Origin of the sequence: Streptomyces sp. NPDC059861, assembly GCF_042731435.1 — a bacterium.
GTDB lineage: Bacteria > Actinomycetota > Actinomycetes > Streptomycetales > Streptomycetaceae > Streptomyces.
Genome location: NZ_JBHWJQ010000012.1, coordinates 103,294 through 128,784 on the forward strand (window position 1 = coordinate 103,294; position 25,491 = coordinate 128,784).

Annotated in this window: 21 protein-coding genes; 13 read left to right on the forward strand and 8 right to left on the reverse strand. The window is 71.0% G+C overall.

From position 1 onward, the window contains the following. The first annotated feature begins 9 nt into the window (after positions 1-9). The 3 genes from ACFV6X_RS13600 (at position 10) to ACFV6X_RS13610 (ending at position 3,193) form a co-directional block, all read left to right on the forward strand. Positions 10-672, forward strand: coding sequence for a DUF3105 domain-containing protein (locus ACFV6X_RS13600; protein WP_365448048.1), 663 nt, complete (start codon positions 10-12; stop codon positions 670-672). Between the two features lie 22 nt (positions 673-694). After that, positions 695-1,321, forward strand: a complete 627-nt coding sequence (locus tag ACFV6X_RS13605; RefSeq protein WP_385382100.1) for a DUF305 domain-containing protein — start codon at positions 695-697, stop codon at positions 1,319-1,321. A gap of 117 nt (positions 1,322-1,438) precedes the next feature. Next, positions 1,439-3,193 carry an NAD+ synthase gene (locus tag ACFV6X_RS13610; RefSeq protein WP_385382103.1) on the forward strand — a complete coding sequence of 585 codons (1,755 nt, stop codon included), beginning with the start codon at positions 1,439-1,441 and terminating at the stop codon, positions 3,191-3,193. A gap of 215 nt (positions 3,194-3,408) precedes the next feature. On the opposite strand, the gene ACFV6X_RS13615 is transcribed toward ACFV6X_RS13610, so the two are convergent. The 4 genes from ACFV6X_RS13615 to ACFV6X_RS13630 form a co-directional block, all read right to left on the reverse strand. After that, positions 3,409-4,623, reverse strand: a complete 1,215-nt coding sequence (locus ACFV6X_RS13615; RefSeq protein ID WP_385382106.1) for an MFS transporter — start codon at positions 4,621-4,623, stop codon at positions 3,409-3,411. A gap of 134 nt (positions 4,624-4,757) precedes the next feature. Then, positions 4,758-5,810 carry an endonuclease/exonuclease/phosphatase family protein gene (locus tag ACFV6X_RS13620; RefSeq protein ID WP_385382110.1) on the reverse strand — a complete coding sequence of 351 codons (1,053 nt, stop codon included), beginning with the start codon at positions 5,808-5,810 and terminating at the stop codon, positions 4,758-4,760. Positions 5,811-5,994: 184 nt separating this feature from the next. Then, positions 5,995-6,627: a TetR/AcrR family transcriptional regulator gene (locus tag ACFV6X_RS13625; RefSeq protein ID WP_385382112.1), complete on the reverse strand. Its 633-nt coding sequence runs from the start codon at positions 6,625-6,627 to the stop codon at positions 5,995-5,997. 215 nt (positions 6,628-6,842) lie between these two features. Beyond that, the gene (locus ACFV6X_RS13630; RefSeq protein ID WP_385382115.1) at positions 6,843-8,447 is read right to left on the reverse strand and encodes an MFS transporter; all 1,605 of its coding nucleotides are present in this window, start codon (positions 8,445-8,447) and stop codon (positions 6,843-6,845) included. A gap of 198 nt (positions 8,448-8,645) precedes the next feature. On the opposite strand from ACFV6X_RS13630, the gene panB reads away from it, so the two are divergent. Further along, positions 8,646-9,521 carry a 3-methyl-2-oxobutanoate hydroxymethyltransferase gene (gene panB, locus ACFV6X_RS13635; RefSeq protein ID WP_385382118.1) on the forward strand — a complete coding sequence of 292 codons (876 nt, stop codon included), beginning with the start codon at positions 8,646-8,648 and terminating at the stop codon, positions 9,519-9,521. An 83-nt stretch (positions 9,522-9,604) separates the two neighbouring features. On the opposite strand, the gene ACFV6X_RS13640 is transcribed toward panB, so the two are convergent. Together ACFV6X_RS13640 and ACFV6X_RS13645 are read right to left on the reverse strand one after the other, a co-directional pair. Further along, the gene (locus tag ACFV6X_RS13640; protein ID WP_385382121.1) at positions 9,605-10,054 is read right to left on the reverse strand and encodes a VOC family protein; all 450 of its coding nucleotides are present in this window, start codon (positions 10,052-10,054) and stop codon (positions 9,605-9,607) included. Then, the gene (locus tag ACFV6X_RS13645) at positions 10,054-10,578 is read right to left on the reverse strand and encodes a pyridoxamine 5'-phosphate oxidase family protein (RefSeq protein WP_385382124.1); all 525 of its coding nucleotides are present in this window, start codon (positions 10,576-10,578) and stop codon (positions 10,054-10,056) included. The genes ACFV6X_RS13640 and ACFV6X_RS13645 overlap by 1 nt, the downstream gene beginning before the upstream one ends. 132 nt (positions 10,579-10,710) lie before the next feature. Here ACFV6X_RS13645 and ACFV6X_RS13650 point away from each other — a divergent pair, with 132 nt between their 5' ends. Continuing rightward, positions 10,711-13,704, forward strand: a complete 2,994-nt coding sequence (locus ACFV6X_RS13650) for a bifunctional [glutamine synthetase] adenylyltransferase/[glutamine synthetase]-adenylyl-L-tyrosine phosphorylase (protein ID WP_385382127.1) — start codon at positions 10,711-10,713, stop codon at positions 13,702-13,704. Positions 13,705-13,738: 34 nt separating this feature from the next. On the opposite strand, the gene ACFV6X_RS13655 is transcribed toward ACFV6X_RS13650, so the two are convergent. Both ACFV6X_RS13655 and ACFV6X_RS13660 read right to left on the reverse strand, forming a co-directional pair. Then, complete coding sequence (locus ACFV6X_RS13655; protein ID WP_385382130.1) at positions 13,739-14,590, reverse strand: phosphatase PAP2 family protein; 852 nt, start codon at positions 14,588-14,590, stop codon at positions 13,739-13,741. Positions 14,591-14,720: 130 nt separating this feature from the next. After that, positions 14,721-15,755, reverse strand: coding sequence for a LacI family DNA-binding transcriptional regulator (locus ACFV6X_RS13660; RefSeq protein ID WP_385382133.1), 1,035 nt, complete (start codon positions 15,753-15,755; stop codon positions 14,721-14,723). A gap of 380 nt (positions 15,756-16,135) precedes the next feature. On the opposite strand from ACFV6X_RS13660, the gene ACFV6X_RS13665 reads away from it, so the two are divergent. The 8 genes from ACFV6X_RS13665 to ACFV6X_RS13700 all read left to right on the forward strand — a co-directional run bounded on the left by ACFV6X_RS13665 (position 16,136) and on the right by ACFV6X_RS13700 (position 25,462). Further along, entirely contained in the window at positions 16,136-17,404 is a 1,269-nt protein-coding gene (locus tag ACFV6X_RS13665) for an extracellular solute-binding protein (RefSeq protein ID WP_385382136.1), read from the forward strand. Between the two features lie 110 nt (positions 17,405-17,514). Then, on the forward strand, positions 17,515-18,465 hold the full coding sequence (locus ACFV6X_RS13670; RefSeq protein WP_385382139.1) for a carbohydrate ABC transporter permease: 951 nt from the start codon (positions 17,515-17,517) through the stop codon (positions 18,463-18,465). A 13-nt stretch (positions 18,466-18,478) separates the two neighbouring features. Continuing rightward, positions 18,479-19,387, forward strand: coding sequence for a sugar ABC transporter permease (locus tag ACFV6X_RS13675; protein WP_385382142.1), 909 nt, complete (start codon positions 18,479-18,481; stop codon positions 19,385-19,387). Between the two features lie 160 nt (positions 19,388-19,547). Continuing rightward, entirely contained in the window at positions 19,548-21,230 is a 1,683-nt protein-coding gene (locus tag ACFV6X_RS13680; RefSeq protein ID WP_385382145.1) for an alpha-amylase family glycosyl hydrolase, read from the forward strand. A 151-nt stretch (positions 21,231-21,381) separates the two neighbouring features. Further along, complete coding sequence (locus ACFV6X_RS13685) at positions 21,382-22,767, forward strand: alpha-amylase family protein (protein WP_385382148.1); 1,386 nt, start codon at positions 21,382-21,384, stop codon at positions 22,765-22,767. A gap of 190 nt (positions 22,768-22,957) precedes the next feature. Further along, a complete protein-coding gene (locus ACFV6X_RS13690; protein WP_385382151.1) occupies positions 22,958-23,236 on the forward strand; it encodes a polyprenyl synthetase in 279 nt (92 codons plus the stop codon). Further along, entirely contained in the window at positions 23,226-24,281 is a 1,056-nt protein-coding gene (locus tag ACFV6X_RS13695; protein WP_385382154.1) for a polyprenyl synthetase family protein, read from the forward strand. Before ACFV6X_RS13690 ends, ACFV6X_RS13695 begins: the two co-directional genes overlap by 11 nt. A gap of 17 nt (positions 24,282-24,298) precedes the next feature. Further along, positions 24,299-25,462, forward strand: a complete 1,164-nt coding sequence (locus ACFV6X_RS13700; RefSeq protein WP_385382157.1) for an oxygenase MpaB family protein — start codon at positions 24,299-24,301, stop codon at positions 25,460-25,462. Positions 25,463-25,491: the final 29 nt, after the last annotated feature.

The following is a 25,491-nucleotide window of genomic DNA, read 5'->3' on the forward strand; positions in this document are numbered from 1 at the left end:
GCCAGCCCCATGGGTTCCGCCAAGAACAAGACCAGTGCCTCGCGCAAGGCGCGCATAGAGGAGATGCGGCGCGCGGAGCGTGCCCGCGAGCGCCGCAGCCGGATCCTCACCATCGTGGCCAGCGTGGTCGTCGTCGCCGGTCTGGTCGTCGGTGGCGTGGTGCTGCTCCGGTCGCAGTCGGACGACTCCGACACCGCCGGTGACTCCAAGAACCCCGGCAAGTTCGTCGCCGGCGCGGACGGCGTGCAGACGTGGCAGGGCAAGCTGGCCCAGAACCACGTCACCAAGAGCGTGAGCTACCCGATGAAGCCCCCGGTCGGCGGCGACCACAACCAGGTGTGGATGAACTGCAACGGCGACGTCTACACCGACGAGATCCCCAACGAGAACGCCGTGCACTCGCTGGAGCACGGCGCGGTCTGGGTGACGTACACGAGCAAGGCCGACAAGGCCGACGTGGACGCGCTGGCGGCGAAGGTGAAGAAGACGCCGTACACGCTGATGAGCCCCATGGAGGGGCAGAAGGCCCCGATCATGCTGTCGGCGTGGGGCCACCAGCGCACGGTGACCGGCGCGGACGACGCAGACGTCGACAAGTTCTTCCAGACCTACGTCCAGGGCAAGCAGACCCCCGAGCCGGGCGCGGCCTGCACGGGCGGGCTGGCGAAGTGACGGCGGCAGTGAGGCGGGAACCGTGAGGCACGCGCAGGCCGGCTGGATCGCGGGGGCCGCGGCGGCGCTGCTCGTCGCGGTCGGCGGGATCACGTACGCGGTCGCCCAGGACGGCGGCTCCGAGGCCGGCGCGCCCGCGGCCGACTCCGCGGACGCCGGCTTCGCGCGGGACATGGCGGTGCACCACCAGCAGGCCGTGGAGATGTCGTACATCGTGCGGGACCGCACCGAGGACGAAGAGGTGCGGCGGCTGGCGTACGACATCGCGCAGACGCAGGCCAACCAGCGCGGCATGCTGCTGGGCTGGCTCGACCTGTGGGAGCTGCCGAAGGTGTCGCCGCGGCCGATGGACTGGATGGGCATGGGCGGCATGGCCTCCGGCGAGGACGGCGCGCTGATGCCGGGGATGGCGACCGACACCGAGATGGAGCGGCTCGGCAGGCTGAACGGCAGGCAGGCCGAGGTCTTCTACCTCCAGCTCATGACGGACCATCACAAGGGCGGCATCCACATGGCCGAGGGCTGTGTGGACAGATGCTCGGTGGACGTGGAGAAGCGGCTCGCGCGGGGGATGGTCGAGGGGCAGCAGTCGGAGATCGGGCTGATGGCGGACATGCTGAAGGAACGCGGCGCGACGGCCAGGCGGTAGTACGGCGCCGCATGGGGCCGCCGAGGCCCGGGGGCGTACGGCGCCCGGTGGTGTCGCGTGGGGCGGCCCACACCCCCGCGACCCCCATCGCGTCGCTCTGACGATTACACTGGCCCCGTGCCTCAACTACGTCTCGCCCTGAACCAGATCGACTCCCGCGTCGGCGACATCGCCGGGAACTCGGAGACGATCCTCACCCGGACCCGGCACTGCGCCGAGCGCGGAGCGCATCTCGTGGCGTTCCCGGAGATGGTGCTGACCGGGTATCCCGTCGAGGACCTGGCCCTGCGTTCCTCCTTCGTCGAGGCCTCCCGCGCGGCCCTGCGCTCGCTCGCGGCGCGCCTGGCCGAGGAGGGCCTCGGGGAACTGCCCGTGGTCGTCGGCTATCTCGACCGGAGCGAGCGCGCACAGCCGAGATTCGGTCAGCCGGCCGGCGCCCCGCAGAACGCGGCGGCGGTGCTGTACGGCGGCGAGGTGGCGCTCACCTTCGCCAAGCACCACCTGCCGAACTACGGCGTCTTCGACGAGTTCCGCTACTTCGTGCCCGGCGACACCATGCCGGTCGTGCGGGTGCACGGCGTCGACGTGGCGCTGGCCATCTGCGAGGACCTCTGGCAGGACGGCGGCCGTGTGCCGGCGGCGCGTTCGGCGCGAGCCGGGCTGCTGCTGTCCGTCAACGCCTCGCCGTACGAGCGCGACAAGGACGACACCCGGCTGGAACTGGTCCGCAAGCGCGCCCAGGAGGCCGGCTGCACCACCGCCTACCTCGCCATGATCGGCGGGCAGGACGAGCTGGTCTTCGACGGCGACTCGATCGTGGTCGACCGGGACGGCGAGGTCGTGGCGCGGGCGCCGCAGTTCGCGCAGGAGTGTCTGATCCTGGACCTCGACCTGCCGGCCGCCGACCCCGATGCTCCGGTCGGCGTGGTGGACGACGGGCTGCGCATCGACCGGCTGGTGCTGTCCGGGGAGCCGCTGCCGGCGTACGAGCCGGAGCGGACGGGCGGGTACGCCGAGCGCCTCGACGACGACGCGGAGGTGTACTCGGCGCTGGTCACGGGCCTGCGGGCCTATGTGACCAAGAACGGCTTCCGGTCGGTGCTCATCGGACTGTCCGGCGGCATCGACTCCGCCCTGGTGGCGGCGATCGCCTGCGACGCGGTGGGCCCGGAGAACGTGTACGGCGTGTCCATGCCGTCGAAGTACTCCTCCGACCACTCCAAGGGGGACGCGGCGGAGCTGGCGCGGCGTACGGGGCTTAACTTCCGCACCGTCGCGATCGAGCCGATGTTCGACGCGTACATGGGGTCGCTGGGGCTGTCCGGGCTGGCGGAGGAGAACCTCCAGTCCCGGCTGCGCGGCACGCTGCTGATGGCGCTCTCCAACCAGGAGGGGCACATCGTGCTGGCGCCCGGCAACAAGTCGGAGCTGGCGGTGGGGTATTCGACGCTGTACGGCGACTCGGTGGGCGCGTACGGGCCGATCAAGGACGTTTACAAGACGTCGGTGTTCCGGCTGGCCCGGTGGCGCAACCGGGCGGCCGAGGAGCGGGGCGAGACGCCGCCGATCCCGGAGAACTCCATCAGCAAGCCGCCGAGCGCGGAGCTGCGGCCGGGGCAGGTCGACACGGACTCCCTGCCGGACTATCCCGTCCTGGACGCGATCCTGGAGCGGTACGTGGACCGGGACGAGGGGGCCGACCTGATCGTGGCGGCCGGGTTCGACCGGGAACTGGTGACGAAGACGCTGCGGATGGTGGACACGGCCGAGTACAAGCGGCGGCAGTATCCGCCGGGGACGAAGATCTCGCCGAAGGGCTTCGGGAAGGACCGGCGGCTGCCGATCACCAATGGGTGGCGGGAGACGGCGTGACGCGGGGGACGGCGTAGCGCCGGGGAGAGGTGGGGCGGGGCCGGACGGGGTGCGGTGCGGGCGCGGCCGGGTGCGGGTGGTTCGTGGCTGGTCGCGCAGTTCCCCGCGCCCCCTCAGGGCGCCTCAGCCGGCGTCGGCCCACGGAGCCCCGAGCCCCTGAGTCCTCGAGCCTCCCGAGCCCTCAAGCCTCGGAGCCCCGGCCCACGCCTCGTCGTTCAGTGGTGGGCGGCCTCTGCGGGTTCGGGGACGTGGGATGCCACCAGACGCTCGTGGGTCACGCCGGTGTTCCGGCGGTCCACCGCGTACGCCGTGGCCGCCACCGCCAGGCCCAGCACCGCCAGCGCCGCGCCCGCCGTCGCCGGGGACGTCGCGCCGAAGCCCGCGGCCAGGGCGAGGCCGCCGATCCAGGCGCCGCCGGCGTTGGCCAGGTTGAAGGCGGCCTGGTTGGCGGAGGAGGCCAGGGACGGGGCCGCCGACGCCTTCTCCATGACCATCAGCTGCAACGGCGAGCCGGTGACGAAGGCCGCCGTACCGAGCAGGACCACGGCCAGCGCGGCGCTCCACTGGGCGGACATGAGCACCGGGAAGGCGGCGAGCACCACGACCAGCGAGGCCAGGCCGCCGAAGAGGGTGGCCCGCATGGCGTGGTCGGCGAGCCGGCCGCCCAGCAGGTTGCCGATCGTCGCACCCACGCCGAACAGCGCCAGCAGCAGCGTCACGCTGGTCTCGGCGTACCCGGCCGAGCCGGTGAGCATCGGCGTGATGTAGCTGTACGCGGCGAAGAGCGCGCCGAAGCCCGCGACCGTCGTGCCGAGGGCCAGCCACACCGGCACCGACTTCAGCGCGGCCAGCTCGCCGCGCAGGCCGCTGGTGGCGGCGTGCGTGTGGTCGTGCGGGATCAGCAGGACCAGCGAGGCGATCGCCGCCAGGCCGATCACGCTGACGCCGAGGAAGGTCGCCCGCCAGCCGAGGTGCTGCCCCATGAGGGTGGCGACCGGGACGCCCGCGACGTTGGCGACCGTCAGGCCGAGGAACATCAGCGAGACGGAGCGCGCCTTGCGCTCGGGCGTGACCATGCCGGTCGCGACGACGGCGCCGACGCCGAAGAAGGCGCCGTGCGGCAGGCCGCTGAGGAAGCGGGCGGCCAGCAGCCAGTGGTGGTCCGGGGCGAACGCCGACAGGGCGTTGCCCACGACGAACAGGACCATCAGGCCGATCAGGACGGTGCGCCGGGACATCCGGGCGGTGACCGCGGCGAGCAGCGGGGCGCCGATGACGACGCCCAGCGCGTACGCGGAGACCAGATGGCCGGCGGAGGGGATCGAGATGTCCAGGTCGTCCGCGACATCGGGCAGGAGCCCCATCATCACGAACTCGGTCGTACCTATGCCGAAGGCGCCCACGGCGAGGGCGAGCAGGGCCAGGGGCATGGAAGGGCCTTTCAGAGCGGAGTTCCGTACCTCGTATGTTCATTCTCGGAACAAAGGCTCGCAGGCCGAGTATTCCAGCAGGTTAAGGACGGGTTGCGGTGACCTCGCACACAGCGTGAGCCCGCCCACATCGCTCAGCCGGTGGACTCGTCCATCCGCACCCGCGCCGCGATCGGCAGATGGTCGCTGCCGGTCTGCGGCAGGGTCCACGAGGTCATCGGCTCCACGCCCTTGACCATGATCTGGTCGATCCGGGCCATCGGGAACGACGCCGGCCAGCTGAAGCCGAAGCCGCTGCCCGCCGCGCCCTGCGTGGAGCGCATCTGGGCGGTCACCGCGTTGAGGGCCCGGTCGTTCATGGTGCCGTTGAGGTCGCCGAGCAGCACGACCCGGCTCACCTTCTCGTGGGAGATGGCCTCGCCGAGCGCGTCGGCGCTGGTGTCGCGCTGCCGGGCCGTGAACCCGGCCTCCAGCTTGACCCGCACCGAGGGCAGGTGGGCGACGTAGACGGCGAGCTGTCCGCCGGGCGCGGACACCGTGGCGCGCATGGCGCGGATCCAGCCGAGCTTGATGTCGACGGGCCGGACGTCGCCGAGCGGATACTTGCTCCACAGCCCGACCGTGCCCTGCACGGAGTGGTACTTGTACGTCGACGCCATGGCCGCCTCGTACGTCGGTACGGCCGACGCGGTCAGCTCCTCCAGGGCCACCACGTCCGCGCCGGACGCGGCGACGTCGCGGGCGGTGCCGGACGGATCGGCGTTGTCGGCGTTGACGTTGTGGGTGGCGACGGTGAGGTCGCCGCCGGTGCCGGCCTTGTCGGTGAGCAGCCCGCCGAAGAGGTTGAGCCAGACGATCGCCGGGACCAGGACCGCGATCAGCGCGACGGCCGACCTGCGGACCAGCGCCAGCAGGAGAAGCACCGGGACGAACAGGCCGATCCAGGGCAGGAACGTCTCTGTGAGGCTGCCGAGGTTGCCCACGCTGTTCGGGATGTAGGCGTGGCCCACCATCACGCCGGCTAGCAGCACCGCGAGCACGGCCACGACGAGACCGCGCCGCCAGATGCCGGGGTCGCCGCGCCAGCCGCCGGTCACACGGACCGCCACGCGCCGAAACCGAGTTCCGGGGCGCTCGGGTTCCGAGTCACCGTCCGCCGTCTCCGTCACGTACGCCTGCTGCGCCATACCGTCGCCTCGCTACCTGCCGTGCACACCGTCGTCCCCCGTGCTCAAGACCCTAGGGGATGTCCGGCTCCGATCCTGCCGTCACATGACGGCCGTACGGGCACTTAGGACGAACAAGTCCGCGCCCGCAGTTCCGTTTTCGGGGGACGTGAGGGGCGTCTGTGACAAAACGCGCACATTCGGGTTACCCGGTGGGTGAGCTGACGGGCCGTAGTCCTTCGAGCAGGGTGTCGACGAGCTCTTCCGCGAGGCCTTCGGGGAGTTCGGCGTCGGGGTGCAGCAACGAGCGCACGAGCATGGGGCCGATGACGATGTCGTGGACGAGCTCCAGGTCGACGTCGGCGCGGAGTTCGCCGTCCTGCTGTCCGCGCCGCAGGACCTCCAGGCCGAGACGGCGGCGGGGTGCGATGACGGCGTTGTGGTACGCGGCCCAGATGCGGGGGTTGGTCTTCATCTGCGCGTGCGCGTTGTGCAGGATCGCCGAGGTGCGGTTGGCCAGACCGCGCCGCCGCAGGGCTTCGAGCAGGACGACGAGGTCGTCGCGCATGGAGGTGCCGGGGAGTTCGGGGTCGGCGGGTTCGGCGGAGCGGACGACGTCGACGAAGAGCTCCTCCTTGCCGCGCCAGCGGCGGTAGATGGTCGCCTTCCCGACGCCCGCGGTACGGGCGATGCGCTCGATGGACAGCTCGGCGAGCGGGACGCCGTCCTCCAGGAGTCTCATCGTGCCGTCGATGATGGCGCGTTCCACGGCCTCGCTTCGGGGACGGCCCCTGACGGGGGCCGCGGGCGGGGGGTGGCTTGCGGCGAGGGGGTTCACTGGGCTGCGTCCTTTCCGTGCGTTGCGCTGATTGTCCCGGGTCCACCGCGCCGGCGGCCGCCGTCCGGCGTCGCGCCTGGTGCCGGGGCGTTGCGCGCCGTGCCCCCACGGGGCCGGTGCCCCTCGCGCCGTCGCCCGCACGCCGCCCCGGCCGGACCTCGACCGCTGACCGGGGTCGCAGGCGCCGGCACCCGGGTGTCGCGACCGCGCCGGGCTCAGGCCGCGCCGTCCGCCCCCGCGTGGGCCTCCCGCGGAACCCGGGGGGTGTCCGGCGGCGTGCCGGGTGTTCTGCCCGGCAGGAACGCGGCCACCACCGCCGCGCCCACCAGCGCCACCCCCGCTCCGCACAGCGCCGTGACGTGCATGGCGTCGAGAAAGGCCTGGTGGGCCGGGGCTGTCAGGGAGGCGCCCTTGGGGCCCAGGTGGGAGGCGGCGGCCAGGGTCGCCTCGATCGACTCGCCGGCCGTGTGGCGCGCGGAGGCGGGGAGTGCGGTCAGGTGGTCGTCGATCGAGGTGCGGTAGGCCGTGGAGAGGACCGAGCCGAGGACCGCGATGCCGAGGGCGCCGCCGACCTGGCGGAAGGTGTTGCTGAGGGCGGAGGCGGAGCCGGCCTTCTCGCGGGGCAGGGCCTGCATGATGACGACGCTGGTCGGGGTCATGATGTGCGCCATGCCGGTGCCCATGAGGAAGAAGACAACCTCCAGGATCCAGATCGGCGTGTTCTCGTCCAGCGTGGCGAACGCGCCGAGCATCGCCGCGATGATCAGCATGCCGCCGGTGGTCGTGGCCCTGTTGCCGAAGCGGTCGACGAGCAGCCGGGCGCGCGGCGCGAAGATCATCTGGGCGGCGGCCAGCGGCAGCATCAGCAGACCGGTCTCCAGCGGCGAGTAGCCGCGCACGCTCTGGGTGTAGAAGACGGCGAAGAACGTCACGCCCATCAGCGCGAAGAAGACCAGCGCGATGACGGTGATCGCGGCGGAGAACACCTTGTTCCGGAAGTAGCTGATGTCGATGGAGGGGTGGTCGCTCCGCTTCTCGAAGACCACGAACGCGGTCAGGACGGCGAGCCCCGCCCCGATGGCCGCGAGCACGACCGGGTCCGTGAAGTCGGCCAGCTGGCCGCCCTTGATGATGCCGTAGACCAGCAGGACCAGGCCGACGACGGACAGAGTGACGCCGACGGGGTCGATCCGGCCGGGGTGGGGGTCCCGGGAGTCGGGGACGAGCCACAGCATCAGGCCGACGGCGAGGACCACGATCGGTACGTTGACCAGGAAGACCGAGCCCCACCAGAAGTGGTCGAGGAGGACGCCGCCGGTGATCGGGCCGATGGCTATGGCGAGGCCCACGCCGCCCGCCCAGATGCCGATGGCCTTGGGCTGCTCGTCCCGCTCGAAGACGTTCATGAGGACGGCGAGCGTGGCCGGCATGACGAAGGCCGCGCCGAAGCCCATCACCGCGCGGTAGGTGATGAGTTCACCCGGTGAGCCGGAGAAGGCGGCGAGCGCGGAGCCGATGCCGAACATCACGAGCCCGCCGAGCAGGATCTTCTTGCGGCCCAGCCGGTCACCGAGCAGACCGGCGCTGAACAGCAGGCCCGCGAAGACCAGGGTGTAGGCGTTGATCGCCCACTCCAGCTCGCTCTGGGTGGCGCCCAGCCCGGTCGGCGCGGGGGTCGAGATCGTCTTGACGGCGACGTTGAGGATCGAGTTGTCGAGCACCACGATCAGCAGGCTCAGCATGAGCACGCCGAGTATGGCCCAGCGGCGCCGGTGCACCGCTTCCGGGACACGGGTGCCGGGAACGGCGGGAGTGGTCATGCCGACGAGCCTAGGGATTTACGATACGAGACGGTGCCGTATCGAAAAGTCTTTACCTGTCCCTGGTGCGATCCTTACGTGCGGTGCCCGCCGTACGTGACGCGGGCCCCCCTAGCCGTCCCTGGCACGAGGTGCCACCATGGAACCGGTCCGGGGACGCCGTCAGGGCGCCTCGAGATGACGTAAGGAGCCGTTGCCATGACGCAGCTTTCGGCTGCCCAGAGCGCACCGCAGAAGTCCTCCGACGGCAGCAAGGCGCTGTACGGGGGGAAGGGCACCCGCCGTATCACGGTTCGTGACATCGCCCTCGCCAAGGAGCGCGGCGAGAAGTGGCCCATGCTCACCGCGTACGACGCGATGACCGCGTCCGTCTTCGACGAGGCCGGTATCCCGGTGATCCTCGTCGGCGACTCGGCGGGCAACTGCCACCTCGGGTACGAGAGCACCGTGCCCGTCACCCTCGACGAGATGACCATGCTCTCCGCCGCGGTCGTACGGGGAACCACGCGCCCTCTGATCGTCGGCGACCTGCCGTTCGGGTCCTACCAGGAGGGGCCGGTGCAGGCGCTGCGCTCGGCCACCCGGCTGGTGAAGGAGGCCGGCGTGCAGGCCGTGAAGCTGGAGGGCGGTGAGCGGTCGCACGAGCAGATCCGCCTGCTGGTCGACTCCGGCATCCCGGTCATGGCCCACATCGGCCTCACCCCGCAGTCCGTCAACGCCATGGGCTACCGGGTGCAGGGGCGTGGCGAGGAGGCGGCGCAGCAGTTGCTGCGGGACGCCAAGGCCGTGCAGGACGCAGGGGCGTTCGCGGTGGTGCTGGAGCTGGTGCCGGCGGAGCTGGCCGCCGAGGTGACGCGCACGCTGCAGATCCCGACGGTCGGGATCGGCGCGGGCGCGGAGACCGACGCGCAGGTGCTGGTGTGGACCGACATGCTCGGGCTGACCGCCGGGCGGGTGCCGAAGTTCGTGAAGCAGTACGCCGACCTGCGTGAGGTGATGGGGAACGCGGCGAAGGCGTTCGCCGAGGACGTCGTCGGCGGAACGTTCCCGCTGGAGGAGCACTCCGTCCACTGAGCCACCGCCGCACCACGGGCAGCCCGCCGATCATCCCCCGTCGGCGGGCTGCCGTCATTCCGGCCGCGCGAGGCGGCCCGGCGTCACCCCTGACCGGCCGCCAGGTCCCGAAGGACCTTGTGCAGCGGGGCCGTGGCGCGTTGGCGGTACTCCTGGACGGACCAGCCGTTGCCGTCGGGGTCCTTGAAGTACATGAACGTGGCGCCGTCGTCGGGGGCGTACTGCACGGGTTCGGAGATCTCCAGGCCCCGCTCGACCAGTTCCGATCGGGCCGCCTTGATGTCGGCGACACAGAGCTGGAGGCCCTGGTAGGAGCCGGGCTCGGGCTTCGTCTGGCCCTGGGTCATGTCCCAGATGCTGTCGCCGAGGGCGATCGAGCAGCCGGAGCCTGGGGGAGTCAGCTGGACGATCCGCATGCCCGGCATGACCTCCTGGTCGATGTCGACGTGGAAGCCGACCCTGTCCCGGTAGAAGTCGCGGGCCCGGTCGATGTCGCTCACCGGCAGCGGGATCACTTCGAGAGTGAAGTCCATCAGTGCTCCTCCAGGTCGAATCGCCAACGCGTCTGGCTGAACGGCTCACCCTTACCGAAGCCGAAAACCGTACGCGGCGCCACCGAGAACACATAAGCGTGACCCGGCCCATGGTGGAAGCAGCCGTTCCGTACCTCGAAGTGCCAGAACTCGCCGTACTTCGCCTCCCAGGCCGCCGCCAGCTCGCGCAGCCGGCCCTCGTCCCGCACGCGGACGGCCTCGCCCTCGACCACCAGGTCGTAGCCCTTGTCCCAGGTGTTGGTGCCGGTGGTCAGGACGACATGCGCGTTCCCCGCCAGATTGCGGGCCTTGCGCTCCTGAGGTCCGGTGCAGAAGTGCAGCGCGCCGCCCGACCAGACCGCGGGCAGCGGCGTCACATGCGGCCGCCCGTCCGGACGTACCGTCGAGATCCAGAACAGCTCCGCGTCCCTGAGCAGTGCCTCGGCCTCCGGCCAGGGCGTCGCGGTGGCCGTCCCGTCGCTGTACCGGGTGTCGAGCCGGGTCCGGGGTCGCCTGCCGGTCATGAGCTGCCTCCTGCCGTGGATGTGCCTGCGGCAGTGCAGACCCCGTACGGCGGCCGAACTAATCGGCGCCTGTCACCGGCGGGCCGGTTAGGCTCGGCTCGTACCACGTTGATCCCGACGGGAGGGCGAAGGATGACGCCGGGGCGCAGAAGCAGTACCTTCACGCGGCTGCTGCGGCACGGCTTCACCGACCCGTCCGGCGCCGAGCGGCTGCTGGACAGCGCCGGGCTCGACGCCGTCCGCGACGATCCGGTGCTGCTGGAGGCGCTGGGCAACACCGCCGACCCCGACCTCGCCCTGCACGGCGTGGTGCGGCTGCTGGAGGCGCAGCCCGACCCCACCGCGCGCCGCGAACTGCTCGACACCCTCACCGCCTCCAAGCCGCTGCGCGACCGGCTCCTCGGGGTGCTCGGCGCCTCCGCCGCCCTCGCCGACCACCTCGCCCGGCACTCCGGCGACTGGCAGGCGCTGGTCACGTACGAACCGCGCGATCTGCACCGGGGGGTCGCGGAGTTCGAGCGGGGGCTCGCCGAGGCGGCCGACCCGGTCGCGCTGCGCGTCGCCTACCGGCGCTGTCTGCTCTCCATCGCCGCCCGCGACGTGTGCGGCACGATCGACGTCGAGGAGACCGCGGCCGAGCTCGCCGACCTGGCCACCGCGACCCTGCGCCGCGCCCTCGCCCTGGCCTCGTCCGACGCGCCCGGCGACGCCGCGATGTGCCGGCTCGCGGTGATCGCGATGGGCAAGTGCGGGGGGCACGAGCTGAATTACGTCTCCGACGTGGACGTCATCTTCGTCGGGGAGGGCGTCGAGGGTGCCGACGAGGGCAAGGCGCTCCGGGCCGCCACCCGGCTCGCCTCCCACATGATGCGGATCTGTTCGGAGACCACCGTCGAGGGCTCCATCTGGCCCGTCGACGCCAACCTCCGCCCCGAGGGCAGAAACGGTCCGCTGGTGCGCACGCTCAGCAGCCACCTCGCCTACTACCAGCGCTGGGCCAAGACCTGGGAGTTCCAGGCCCTGCTCAAGGCCCGGCCGGTCGCCGGCGACCTCGAACTCGGCGAGGAGTACGTCGCCGCCGTCGGCCCCCTGGTGTGGCAGGCCGCCGAGCGCGAGAACTTCGTCGCCGATGTGCAGAAGATGCGGCGCCGGGTGGTCGAGAACATCCCGGTCGCCGAGGTCGAGCGCGAACTGAAGCTCGGCCCGGGCGGGCTGCGCGACGTCGAATTCGCCGTGCAGCTCCTGCAGTTGGTGCACGGGCGGGCGGACACCTCCCTGCACAGCGGCTCCACCCTCAAGGCCCTGCGGGCGCTGGCGTCGGGCGGGTACGTCGGCCGCGCCGACGCCACGCAGCTGGAGGACGCCTACCGCTTCCTGCGCTCCATGGAGCACCGCATCCAGCTCTCCCGGCTGCGCCGCACCCACCTCGTCCCCGAGGCCGAGGCCGACCAGCGGCGCCTCGGCCGCTCCCTGGGCCTGCGCGCCGATCCGGTCGCCGAGCTGAACCGCGAGTGGAAGCGGCACGCCGCCGTCGTACGCCGGCTGCACGAGAAGCTCTTCTACCGGCCGCTGCTCGACGCGGTCGCCCAACTCGCCCCGGGCGAGACCCGGTTGAGCGCCGAGGCGGCGCGCGAGCGGCTCGTCGCGCTCGGGTACGCCGACCCGGCGGCGGCGCTGCGGCATCTGGAGGCACTGGCGTCCGGCGTCAGCCGCAAGGCGGCGATCCAGCGCACCCTGCTGCCGGTCCTCCTCGGCTGGTTCGCGGACTCCGCCGACCCCGACGCCGGACTGCTCAACTTCCGCAACGTCTCGGACGCGCTGGGCAAGACGCCCTGGTATCTGCGGCTGCTGCGCGACGAGGGCGCGGCGGCGGAGAACCTCGCCCGCGTGCTCTCCGCCGGACGGCTCGCCCCCGACCTGCTGATGCGCGCCCCGGAGGCCGTGGCCCTGCTGGGCGACGGGGACGGCGGGGGTCTGGAGCCCCGCCCGCGTGCCCAGCTGGAGCAGGAGATCCTCGCGGCGGTCGGCCGCGCCGACGGCGGCGAGCAGGCGGTCGCGGCGGCGCGCGGCGTACGCCGCCGGGAGCTGTTCCGGACGGCCGCCGCGGACATCGTCGGCTCCTACGGCACCGAGGCCCACCCCACCGGGGCCGACCAGGGCGCGCTGGTGGACCTGGTCGGCGGGGCCGTGTCCGACCTGACGGCGGCGACCCTGGCGGGCACCTTGCGGGCGGTCGTGCGGGACGGCTGGGGCGACACCCTGCCGACCCGGTTCACCATGATCGGAATGGGGCGGTTCGGCGGGCACGAGCTGGGCTACGGCTCCGACGCGGACGTGCTGTTCGTGCACGAGCCCCAGGAGGGCGCCGACGAGCGGGAGGCGTCCGACGCCGCGAACCGGGTCGTCTCCGAGATGCGCCGGCTGCTGCAACTGCCGAGCGCCGATCCGCCGCTGCTGATCGACGCCGATCTGCGCCCGGAGGGCAAGTCCGGACCGCTGGTGCGCACCCTGAAATCGTACGAGGCGTACTACCGCCGCTGGTCCCTGGTCTGGGAGTCGCAGGCCCTGCTCCGCGCCGAACCGGTCGCCGGCGACGAGGACCTGGGCCGCCGCTTCGTCGAGCTGATCGATCCGCTGCGCTACCCGGAGCAGGGGCTCGGGGACGAGGCCGTACGCGAGATCCGGAGGCTGAAGGCCCGCATGGAGTCGGAGCGGCTGCCCCGGGGCGCCGACCCCAAGCTGCACACCAAGATCGGTCCGGGCGGGCTGTCCGACGTGGAGTGGACCGTCCAACTGATGCAACTGCGGCACGGCTACGAGGTGCCGGGTCTGCGCACCACCCGGACCCGCGAGGCCCTGCGGGCGGCGCGGGAGGCCGGGCTGATCTCCGCGGAGGACGCCGGGACCCTGGACGAGGCGTGGGTGCTCGCGACCCGCGTCCGCAACGCGGTGATGCTGGTGCGCGGCCGGGCCGGGGACACCTTCCCCTCGCACGCGAGGGAGCTGGCGGCGGTGGGGCGCTACCTGGGATACGGGCCGGGCCACGTGGGCGACATGCTCGACGCGTACCGGCGTACGGCCCGGCGGGCCCGGGCCGTGGTGGACTCGCTGTTCTACGAGGGGTAGGGGGTGGCGGGGAGCTGGGCGGTACCGCCCCCCGCTACGCCTGCCTCGGCACCAGTGGCCTGCCGTGCGGGGCCACACGCGGCAGCGCGTGCGGCAGCCTTCCGTACCACGCGCGTGTCACGCCGTAGCCGAAGGCGAGACAGAGCATGCCGCCGACCGCGTCCAGCCAGAAGTGGTTGGCGGTGGCGACGATGACGACGAGAGTGAGCGTCGGGTAGAGCAGGCCCAGCACCCGGACCCACGGCACGGTCGCCAGCGCGAAGATCGTCAGCCCGCACCACAGGGACCAGCCGATGTGCATGGACGGCATCGCGGCGTACTGGTTGGACATGGTCTTGAGGTCGCCGGAGGCCATCGACCCCCACGTCTGATGGACCATGACCGTGTCGACGAAGTGGCCGCCGTTCATCAGCCGAGGCGGGGCGAGCGGATACAGGTAGTAACCGACGAGCGCCACACCGGTCGTCGCGAAGAGCACCGTGCGGGTCGCCGCGTAGCGCCCGGGATGGCCTCGGTAGAGCCACACGAGGACACCGAGGGTGACGATGAAGTGCAGTGTCGCGTAGTAGTAGTTCATGCCGACGATGAGCCAAGTCACCGAGTTCACGGCGTGGTTGACGGACTGCTCGACAGCGATGCCCAGCTGCTGCTCGGCCTTCCAGATCCAGTCGGCGTTGCGCAGCGCCTCGGCCTTCTGCTCCGGAACCGCGTTGCGGATCAGGGAGTAGGTCCAGTAACTCACCGCGATCAACAGGATCTCGAACCACAGCCGAGGCCGGCGCGGAGCCCGCAGCCGGCGCAGGAAACCCGCCCCCGTGTCGTCCGCGACGGGTTGCGGAACGGCCTCTTCCCGGCCTTCCGGTGTCGTCACGGTCGTCTCACCCATGGGCACAGAGTCTGCCAGAAAAGCCGTCCCGGTCCGATCATCCCCTGGTGGGGTTCAGCACGCCCGTTCTACGGCTGCGGGAGGCGTCCGCCTCGTCCCGGCGTACCAGGCGCGGCGGCGGTTCTCCGACCTAAGGACGATTCCTCTCCCCAGGGGCCGAAGCGGTGGAACCGCGCACCACGAGCTCCGGCATGAACACGAACTCGCTGTGCGGCGCGGGCGTCCCGCCGACCTCCTCCAGCAACGTACGCACCGCTGCCTGACCCATGGCCGGGACCGGCTTGCGGACGGTCGTGAGCGGCGGGTCGGTGAAGGCGATCAGCGGGGAGTCGTCGAAGCCCACGACGGAGATGTCCGTGGGGACCTCCAGGCCCCGCTGGCGGGCCGCGCGTATGGCGCCGAGGGCCATCATGTCGCTGGCGCACACCACCGCTGTGCAGTCCCGGGCGATGAGAGCCGAGGCGGCGGCCTGGCCGCCCTCCAGGGTGTACAGCGAGTGCTGGACGAGCTCCGTCTCGACGGTCTCCTGGCTCAGGCCGAGCTGGTCCTGCACCGCCCGGACGAAGCCCTCGATCTTGCGCTGCACGGGGACGAACCGTTTCGGGCCGAGGGCCAGCCCGATCCGGGTGTGGCCGAGGGAGACGAGGTGGGTGACCGCCAGGGTCATCGCCGCCCGGTCGTCGGGCGAGATGAAGGGCGCCTGCACCTTCGGGGAGAAGCCGTCCACCAGCACGAAGGGCACGCCCTGCGCGCGCAGCTGCTCGTAGCGCTGCATGTCGGCGGTGGTGTCGGCGTGCAGCCCCGAGACGTAGATGATGCCGGCCACGCCGCGGTCGACCAGCATCTCGGTCAGCTCGTCCTCGGTGGAGCCACCGGGAGTCTGGGTGGCCAGCACCGGGGTGTAGCCCTGACGGGTCAGCGCCTGGCCGATGACCTGCGCCAGGGCCGGGAATATCGGGTTCTCCAGCTCCGGGGTGATCAGGCCGACCAGACCCGCGCTGCGCTGGCGCAGCCGCACCGGGCGCTCGTAGCCGAGCACGTCGAGTGCGGCCAGCACGGACTGGCGGGTGGTGGAGGCGACGCCGGGCTTCCCGTTGAGGACGCGGCTGACGGTCGCTTCGCTCACCCCCGCCTGAGCAGCGATGTCGGCAAGCCGTGTGGTCACGGCACTGGACTGTACCGGCCGTATGTCGCCTTGCACACCAATCGGACGCCGGGTGCGGGCGGTTGACCGGCGCGCTGCGGGTTGCTGCGGCATGGCGTCCCTTCGGGTAACGGATGGCAAGAGCTTGCAGAGTCTTGCACAACACGGTCCGTGCCCGCTCAACCCCGTAGAACAACGGTCTCACAGTGGTCGACGGCAGGTCACGCGCGGATAACTTCAGTGAGCCCTTGCACTTTTTTTCTGCAAGGTCTTTCGCAACGCTTACATCGCTGTTACGTTCACGGTCGCCCGGCGGCGGCAACGGCGCAGTCGGTAAGTCGACAGGGGCGGTGGACGGGACCACCCCTGGTAACACGGGCTTTCACCCTCAAGGAGAACTCATGCGGCGTGGCATAGCGGCCACCGCGCTGGTGGCGTCCCTCGCCCTCGCGGCGACGGCCTGCGGCGGAGACGACAGCGGCGACTCGGCCGACGGCCCGGTCACCATCACCTGGTGGGACACCTCCAACGCCACCAACGAGGCACCGACGTACCAGGCCTTGGTCAAGGAGTTCGAGGCCGCCAACAAGGACATCAAGGTCAAGTACGTCAACGTGCCCTTCGACCAGGCCCAGAACAAGTTCGACACGGCCGCCGGCTCCAAGGGCGCCCCGGACATCCTGCGCGCCGAGGTCGGCTGGACGCCCGCCTTCGCCAAGAAGGGCTACTTCCTGCCGCTGGACGGCACGGACGCCCTCGCCGAGCAGGACAAGTTCCAGTCCAGCCTGATCGAGCAGGCCAAGTTCGAGGGCAAGACCTACGGCGTGCCCTTCACCACGGACACGCTGGCGCTGGTCTACAACAAGGAGCTGTTCGCCGAGGCCGGCGTCGAGGCCCCCAAGACCTGGGACGACCTGAAGAAGGCCGCCGCCACCATCAAGACGAAGACCGGAGTGGACGGCTACTGGGGCTCCACCCAGGCCTACTACGCCCAGTCGTTCCTCCACGGCGAGGGCACCGACACCGTCGACGCCGACGCCAAGAAGGTCACGGTCAAGTCGCCCGAGGCGCAGAAGGCCTACGAGACCTGGCTGGGCCTCTTCGAGGGCAAGGGCCTGCACAAGGCCGACACCACCGCCGACGCCTACGCCCACATCCAGGACGCGTTCGTCAACGGCAAGGTCGCCGCGATCATCCAGGGTCCCTGGGAGATCACGAACTTCTACAAGGGCTCCGCGTTCAAGGACAAGGAGAACCTGGGCATCGCCACCGTCCCGGCCGGCTCCACCGGCAAGGCGGGCGCCCCGACCGGCGGCCACAACCTCTCCGTGTACGCCGGCTCCGACGAGGCCCACCAGAAGGCCGCGCTGAAGTTCGTGAACTTCATGACCTCGGCGAAGGCCCAGGAGACCATCGCCCTGAAGAACTCCACGCTGCCGACCCGCGACGACGCCTACACGGCCGAGGTCAAGGCCGACCCGGGCATCGCCGGCTACCAGGGCGTCCTCGCCGCCGCCCAGCCGCGCCCGGCGCTGCCGGAGTACAGCTCGCTGTGGGGCCCGCTCGACACGGAGCTGCCCAAGGTCGCCGGCGGCAAGGAGTCCCTGGACGAGGGGCTGAGCAACGCCGAGACCGCGATCGCCAAGCTGGTGCCGGACTTCGCCAAGTGACCACCGCGTGGCCGCCGGGTCCGCCTGCCCCAGGGGGGGACGGACCCGGCGGCCACCGGCCTGTGCGTCATGCCCCTTGAACCGCAGACCCATACGAAGGTTGTCGAACCATGACAGTCGCCGTCCAGCGCCTGAGGCGCAGCTACCAGAAGCACTGGTACGCCTACGCGATGATCGCCCCCGTGATCGTCGTGCTCGGCGTCCTGGTGCTGTATCCGCTGGCGTACGGTCTCTACCTGACGCTCACGGACGCCAACAGCCTCAACACGGCGCGCACGATCGGCGTCAACGAGATCGAGGCCACCTACAAGTTCATCGGCTTCGACAACTACGCGGACATCCTGTGGGGTGAGACCGCGTACGACCGCTTCTGGTCGCACTTCATCTGGACGATCGTGTGGACGGCAACCTGTGTGGGGCTGCACTTCTCGATCGGCCTCGGCCTGGCCCTGCTGCTCAACCAGAAGCTGCGCGGCCGCACCTTCTACCGGCTGATCATGGTCCTGCCCTGGGCCGTGCCCACCTTCGTCACCGTCTTCGGCTGGCGCTTCATGCTCGCCGACGGCGGCATCATCAACTCCGCCCTGGAGAGCCTGCACCTGCCGGCCCCGCTGTGGCTGGAGGACACCTTCTGGCAGCGGTTCGCCGCGATCATGGTCAACACCTGGTGCGGTGTGCCGTTCATGATGGTCTCGCTCCTCGGCGGCCTGCAGTCCATAGACTCCACGCTCTACGAGGCCGCGGAGATGGACGGCGCGAGCGCCTGGCAGCGCTTCCGGTACGTCACCCTGCCGGGCCTGCGCTCGGTCAGCTCCACCGTCGTGCTGCTCGGTGTGATCTGGACCTTCAACCAGTTCGCGGTGATCTTCCTGTTGTTCGGCACCACTGCGCCGGATGCCCAGATTCTCGTCACCTGGGCGTACTACCTGGGCTTCGGACAGCAGCCACGCGACTTCGCACAGTCCGCCGCCTACGGCATCCTGCTGCTGGCCATCCTGATCGTCTTCACCTCCGTCTACCGCCGCTGGCTGAACCGCAATGACCAGCAGCTCGCGATCTGAGGCAGGAGTCCCCATGAGCACCACGACCGTTCAGAAGTCCGCCGCCGCGGACCAGGCCCCCTCTCCCGCCCCGGCGCGCCGGACGCGCCGGCGCGGCGAGCCCGGCCTCCTCGGGACCCTCGCCTCGCACGGCATGCTGATCGTCGCCAGCCTGATCGCGCTGTTCCCGATCGCCTGGCTGGTCTACCTGTCCCTCGGCCCGGACAAGGACGACTATCTGCACCCCGGGCGCATCTGGGGGAAGATGACCTTCGACAACTACTCGTTCGTCCTGACCGAGACGAACTTCTTCGACTGGCTGAAGAGCTCGCTCGTCGTCTCGCTGGGCACCACGTTCATCGGTGTGATCATCGCCGCCACCACCGGCTACGCGGTGTCCCGGATGCGCTTCCCCGGCTACCGGAAGTTCATGTGGGTGCTGCTGGTCACCCAGATGTTCCCGATCGCCGTGCTGATCGTGCCGATGTACCAGATCCTGTCGGAGCTCCAGCTCATCGACACCTACCTCGGCCTGATCCTCGTCTACTGCTCGACCGCCGTGCCGTACTGCGCATGGCTGCTCAAGGGGTACTTCGACACCATCCCCTTCGAGATCGACGAGGCGGGACGCGTCGACGGACTCTCCCCGTTCGGCACCTTCCTGCGGCTGATCCTTCCGCTCGCCCGGCCGGGCCTCGCGGTGGCGGCGTTCTACAGCTTCATCACCGCGTTCGGCGAGGTCGCCTTCGCCACCACGTTCCTTCTGGACGACGAGAAGTACACGTTCGCGGTCGGTCTGCAGAGCTTCGTCAGCGAGCACGACGCCCAGCGCAACCTGATGGCCGCCACCGCCGTACTGATCGCGATACCGGTCTCGGCGTTCTTCTACCTCGTGCAGAAGAACCTGGTGACCGGTCTCACCGCAGGTGGCACGAAGGGCTGACGCCCCTCACCTCGAGACCCCCGCGCCCTGGCCGGCGCGGGTGGCGGCCGCGGTGCCTCTCCGACCCCGCCGGCACCGCGGCCGCCTCGTCACCCCACCCCGCCCTCGCCGCCGTACCCACGCCTCCATGACCTCAAGTCGGTTACACATCAAGGACGCCATGAGCCAGCACACTGCCGACCCGGCACCGAACTCCGCCGTCGCCACCGTCGCCAAGCGCCGCGACTGGTGGCGGGACGCGGTGATCTACCAGGTCTATCCGCGCAGCTTCGCCGACAGCAACGGCGACGGCATGGGTGACCTGGAAGGCGTACGCTCCCGCCTCCCGTATCTGCGCGACCTCGGCGTGGACGCCGTGTGGCTGAGTCCCTTCTACGCCTCCCCGCAGGCCGACGCCGGATACGACGTCGCCGACTACCGCGCCGTCGACCCCATGTTCGGCAACCTCCTGGACGCCGACGCGCTGATCCGCGACGCGCACGGACTGGGCCTGCGCGTCATCGTCGACCTGGTGCCCAACCACTCCTCCGACCAGCACGAGTGGTTCAAGCGCGCCGTCTCGGAGGGCCCCGGCTCCCCGCTGCGCGAGCGCTACCACTTCCGCCCCGGCGAGGGGAAGAACGGCGAACTGCCGCCCAACGACTGGGAGTCCATCTTCGGCGGCCCCGCCTGGACGCGGGTGACCGAGCCGGACGGCACGCCCGGCGAGTGGTACCTGCACCTCTTCGCGCCCGAGCAGCCCGACTTCAACTGGGACCACCCGGCGGTCGGCGACGAGTTCCGCTCCATCCTGCGCTTCTGGCTCGACATGGGCGTGGACGGCTTCCGCATCGACGTGGCGCACGGCCTGGTCAAGGCGGACGGCCTGCCGGACCTCGGCGACCACGACCAGCTGAAACTGCTGGGCAACGATGTCATGCCGTTCTTCGACCAGGACGGGGTGCACGAGATCTACCGGCAGTGGCGACTGGTTCTCGACGAGTACGCGGGCGAGCGGATCTTCGTCGCCGAGGCCTGGACGCCGACCGTCGAGCGCACCGCGCACTACGTCCGCCCCGACGAGCTGCACCAAGCCTTCAACTTCCAGTACCTGAGCACGGACTGGGACGCGAAGGAGCTGCGGACGGTCATCGACCGCACCCTGGAGGCGATGCGCCCGGTCGGGGCCCCCGCCACCTGGGTGCTGTCCAACCACGACGTCACCCGGCACGCCACCCGCTTCGCCAACCCGCCCGGCCTCGGCACCCAGATCCGCGAGGCCGGCGACCGGGACCTGGGCCTGCGGCGGGCCCGGGCGGCCACGCTGCTGATGCTGGCGCTGCCCGGGTCGGCGTACATCTACCAGGGCGAGGAGCTGGGCCTCCCGGACGTCGTCGACCTGCCGGACGAGGTGCGCCAGGACCCGGCGTACTTCCGCGGCGCGGGGCAGGACGGCTTCCGCGACGGCTGCCGGGTGCCGATCCCGTGGACGCGCACCGGGTCGTCGTACGGATTCGGCAGCGGGGGCAGCTGGCTGCCGCAGCCGCGGGAGTGGGGCGAGCTGAGCGTGGCGGCGCAGGAGGGGGTGGCCGGTTCGACGCTGGAGCTGTACCGGGCCGCGCTCGCCGCGCGCCGTGCGCAGGCCGACCTCGGCGCGGGGGAGGCGGTCGAGTGGCTCAAGGCGCCGGAGGGCGTGCTCGCCTTCAGGCGCGGGGAGTTCGTGTGCGTCGCCAACACCGGTGGGGAGTCGGTGACGACTCCGGCCTACGGCCGGCTGCTGCTCACCAGCGGTGCGGTGGACGAGGCGCACGACGAGGTGAAGGTGCCGGCCGACACCACGGTCTGGTGGACGACGGCCTCCTGAGGCCGTCGGCTCCCTGAAAGCCCTCTCGCAAGATTTTCATCCAACTTGCGACGGCCCGCTGCCCTTTCGGGCGGCGGGCCTTTAACATCTCCGTCACCGCAAGGTGGTTGAAAGTTTTCAGCAAGAGCCTTCAACGGTGAAGGAACCCCACATGGCACGCAGAACCCTCCCCTGGGCGGCCGCCCTCGCAGCCGCCGCCACCGCTTCCGCCCTTGTCATGCACCCGACTGAAGCGCAGGCGTCCCCGCCCGGCACCAAGGACGTCACCGCCGTCCTGTTCGAGTGGAACTTCGCCTCGGTCGCCCGCGAGTGCACCAGCACCCTCGGCCCCGCCGGGTACGGCTACGTGCAGGTGTCCCCGCCCGCCGAGCACATACAAGGCTCTCAGTGGTGGACCTCGTACCAGCCGGTCAGCTACCGGATCGCCGGGCGGCTCGGCGACCGCACGGCCTTCCGGAACATGGTCGACACCTGCCACGCGGCCGGCGTGAAGGTGGTCGTCGACACGGTCGTCAACCACATGGCGGCGGGCAACGGCACGGGCACCGGCGGCTCGTCGTACACGAAGTACGACTACCCGGGCCTGTACTCGCCCTTCGACTTCGACGACTGCACCGGGCAGATCTCCAACTACCAGGACCGCTGGAACGTCCAGCACTGCGAACTGGTCGGCCTCGCCGACCTGGACACCGGCGAGGAGTACGTCCGCTCCGCCCTCGCCCGCTACATGAACGACCTGCTCTCCCTCGGCGTCGACGGCTTCCGCATCGACGCGGCCAAGCACATGCCGACGGCCGACCTGGCCGACATCAAGTCCCGGCTGAGCAATCCCTCCGTCCACTGGAAGCAGGAGGTCATCTTCGGCAGCGGGGAGGCGGTCCAGCCGACGGAGTACACCGGCAACGGCGACGTCCAGGAGTTCCGTTACGCCTACGACCTCAAGCGCGTCTTCAACAACGAGAACCTCGCCTACCTCAAGAACTACGGCGAGGGCTGGGGCTACATGAGCAGCGGCGTCTCCGGTGTCTTCGTCGACAACCACGACACCGAGCGCAACGGCTCCACGCTCAGCTACAAGGACAACGCCAACTACACCCTCGCCAACGTTTTCATGCTGGCCTGGCCCTACGGGGCGCCCGACATCAACTCCGGCTACGAGTTCACCGACCACGACGCCGGACCGCCGAACGGCGGACGGGTCGACGCCTGCTGGCAGAACGGCTGGAAGTGCCAGCACGCCTGGCCCGAGATCCAGCGCATGGTCGCCTTCCGCAACGCCACCCGGGGCCAGTCGGTGACGAACTGGTGGGACAACGGCGGCGACGCGATCGCCTTCGGCCGGGGCAGCAAGGGCTTCGTGGCGATCAACCACGAGCCGGGTTCGCTGACCCGCACGTACCAGACGTCGCTGCCGGCGGGGACGTACTGCAACGTCCAGAACAACACGACGGTGACGGTGAACGGCTCCGGCCAGCTCACCGCGACCCTGGGCGGCAACACGGCGCTCGCGATCCACGCGGGCAAGCCCAGTTGCTGAGGTGACATGAGGTGAGGTGAGGGGCGGCCGGTGTCCACCGGCCGCCCCTCACCGTGCGCCGGCGATCCGTACGGTCGAGCGATCCGCTCACCCGATCGTGAGTTTCCCCTCTCCCGCTCCCGGCCTCTCGTGAAGCTGGGAGGGGTGGCGCGTGACCGGCGCCGCGCGAAGTGCTGGGGTGGGGAGTGGCATGACGCAGCATGCGGGACGAGGCGGGGGCCCCGAGGACCGGGCGGTCCTCCTGGTGGCCGGGCTGGCCGATCTGGCGGTGAGCACGATGGGGGCCGCCCTGGGCACCGTACGGGGCCTGTTGCGCCGATCGGACGGCGCCGAGCTGGCGACCGAGGCCGGGAACGACCTGATGGCGCGGGGACGCCTGGCGCTGGACCGGTGCGCGGCCGTGCCGCCGGCCCATCTGGAGATCCTCGCCCGGCAGGCCCTGAAGCGACGGCCCGCCGATGACGTCTGACCGGTGGGAGCCGGCGGCGTTCAAGGCCCGCGTCGACGAGGTGCTGCACCTGTTCGTCGCCGAGGAGGCCGGGCGGCTCGCGGCGATCGATCCGGCCCTCGGCCCCGTGGCCGATCAGCTGGAGGCGGTGGTCGCCGACGGCAAGCGGCTGCGGGCCGCGTTCTGCTACTGGGGCTGGCGCGCGGCGGGCCAGCCGGACAGCGACGCGCTGGTGCGGGCCGCGGCCTCCATGGAGCTGGTGCACGCCGCCGCCGTCGTCCACGACGACCTCATCGACGACAGCCCCCTGCGGCACGGCCGGCCCACCGCGCACATCGCCCTGCGCGGCGCGGTACGCCGTCGCCCACGCGCTGTCGCCGCCGCCAGGTCGCTCGCGATGCTGGTCGGGGATCTGCTGATGGGCCTGGCCGGTCAGCTGTTCACCACCAGCGGACTGCCCGCCGCGTACCTCGCGCGGGCCCGGCCGTTGTGGTCGGTGCTGGCCCGGGAGCTGATCGCCGGGGAGTGCCTGGAGATCCTGCGGACCGGAGCCGAACCGGACACCGAGGCGTCGCTGAAGGTGATCCGGTACAAGACCGCCAAGTACACCGTCGAACAGCCCCTGCTGATCGGCGGCGCGCTGGGCGGTGCGGGCGAGCGGCTGCGCGAGGGCTGCTCCGCCTACGGCCTGCCGCTGGGCGAGGCGTTCCAGCTGCGGGACGATTTGCTGGGCCTGTTCGGAGACCCCGAGCGGACCGGCAAGGCGGGCGCCGACGACGTACGCGGCCACCGGCCCACCGCCCTGCTGGCGGAGACCTGGCGCCTCGCCCGGGACGCCGACCGGGAGCGGCTGCGCGCCCTGCTGGGCCGGCGTGACCTGGACGAGGACGGCCTGCACGCCGTGCGTGAGGTGATGCGCCGGCTGAAGGCCCCCGACCGGGTCGAGAACATGATCACCGCACGGGTCGAGGAAGCCCTCGGCGCCCTCCACGAGCTGGATGTCCCGCCGCACGCCGCCGCCGCCCTGACCGAGCTGGCGCACTCGGCCGCGGTCCGCCCGTTCTGAACTCCAGGAGCCCTGCCATGGACTGCACCGAGGCATCGATGAACGCCCTGCGGCGGGCCGGGGACGAGCTGGCCGACGCCACCGTCGCCACGCTCTTCGAGCGCGGGGAGGTGGGCAAGTTCAACACCCTGATGCGCTATGTCTCCACCGCCGGCGCCCCGCTGCCGGACGGGCTGCCCGCCGTCGCCCGGGAGTACCTTCAGGCCACGAGTACCCCGCCGGCCTGGGTCGACTGGGGGGAGATGGAGAAGGCCCGGCTGTTCTTCCTCGACAACAACGTCCACATCTCCACCGCCCTGTCCTTCGCCTCCATGCCCGCCTGCTACGTCGTCCCGCACGTGGCGCGGCTGCTGTCGGCCACGCACGGGCTGGAGTACCCCTCCAAACGGATGGCGGAGACCGGCCAGTTCACCGTCCATCTGATGCAGCCCGGCGCCTTCGAGGCCGGCAGCCGCTTCATCCCCGCCGCGCAGAAGGTCCGCCTCCTGCATGCCGCCATCCGCCATCACCTGGTGCGCGAGGACCGGTGGGACGTCGGCGCGCTCGGAACGCCGATCTGCCAGGAGGACATGATCGGCGGGCAGATGTTCTTCTCCCTGCTGGTGCTGGACAGCCTGCACCGCCTCGGCGTCCACATGTCGGTGGAGGGCGCGGAGGCCTACTACTACGCCTGGCGCGTCGTCGGCGCCATGCTCGGCGTCGACCAGGACGCCGTACCGAGGACTCCGGAGGATGCCCGCCGGTTCCTCGATCTGTACATGGTGCGCCACATGGGGCCGTCCGAGGAGGGCGCGCATCTGACCCGGCAGTTGATCGACCTCTACGAGGAGGTCGTGCCCGGCACCCTCTTCGACCCGATCGTCTCCGCCCTCATCCGCCATCTCGTCGGCGACACCTGCGCCGACTGGCTCCAGGTGCCGCGCACCCCGTGGGACACCGTCGTGCGGGCCGTGCCCCATCTGCTCGGTGTCCTGGAGACGATCGAGGACCGCTCACCGCTCGGCGCCTGGGCCCTGGACCGCCTCGGCCACCTCACCACGATCCTGGAGCTGTCCTCCCTCACCCGCGGACGGGTCATGCACTACGCCATCCCCGAACAGCTCAGGAAGGACTACGGAGTCTCCGGCGCGGTGCCCCGCACCCGCCGCTGGACCCCGCCCGCCGCCACGGTCTCCGCCTGACCCGGGTGAGGAGCGGCGTGAGTGGGGGC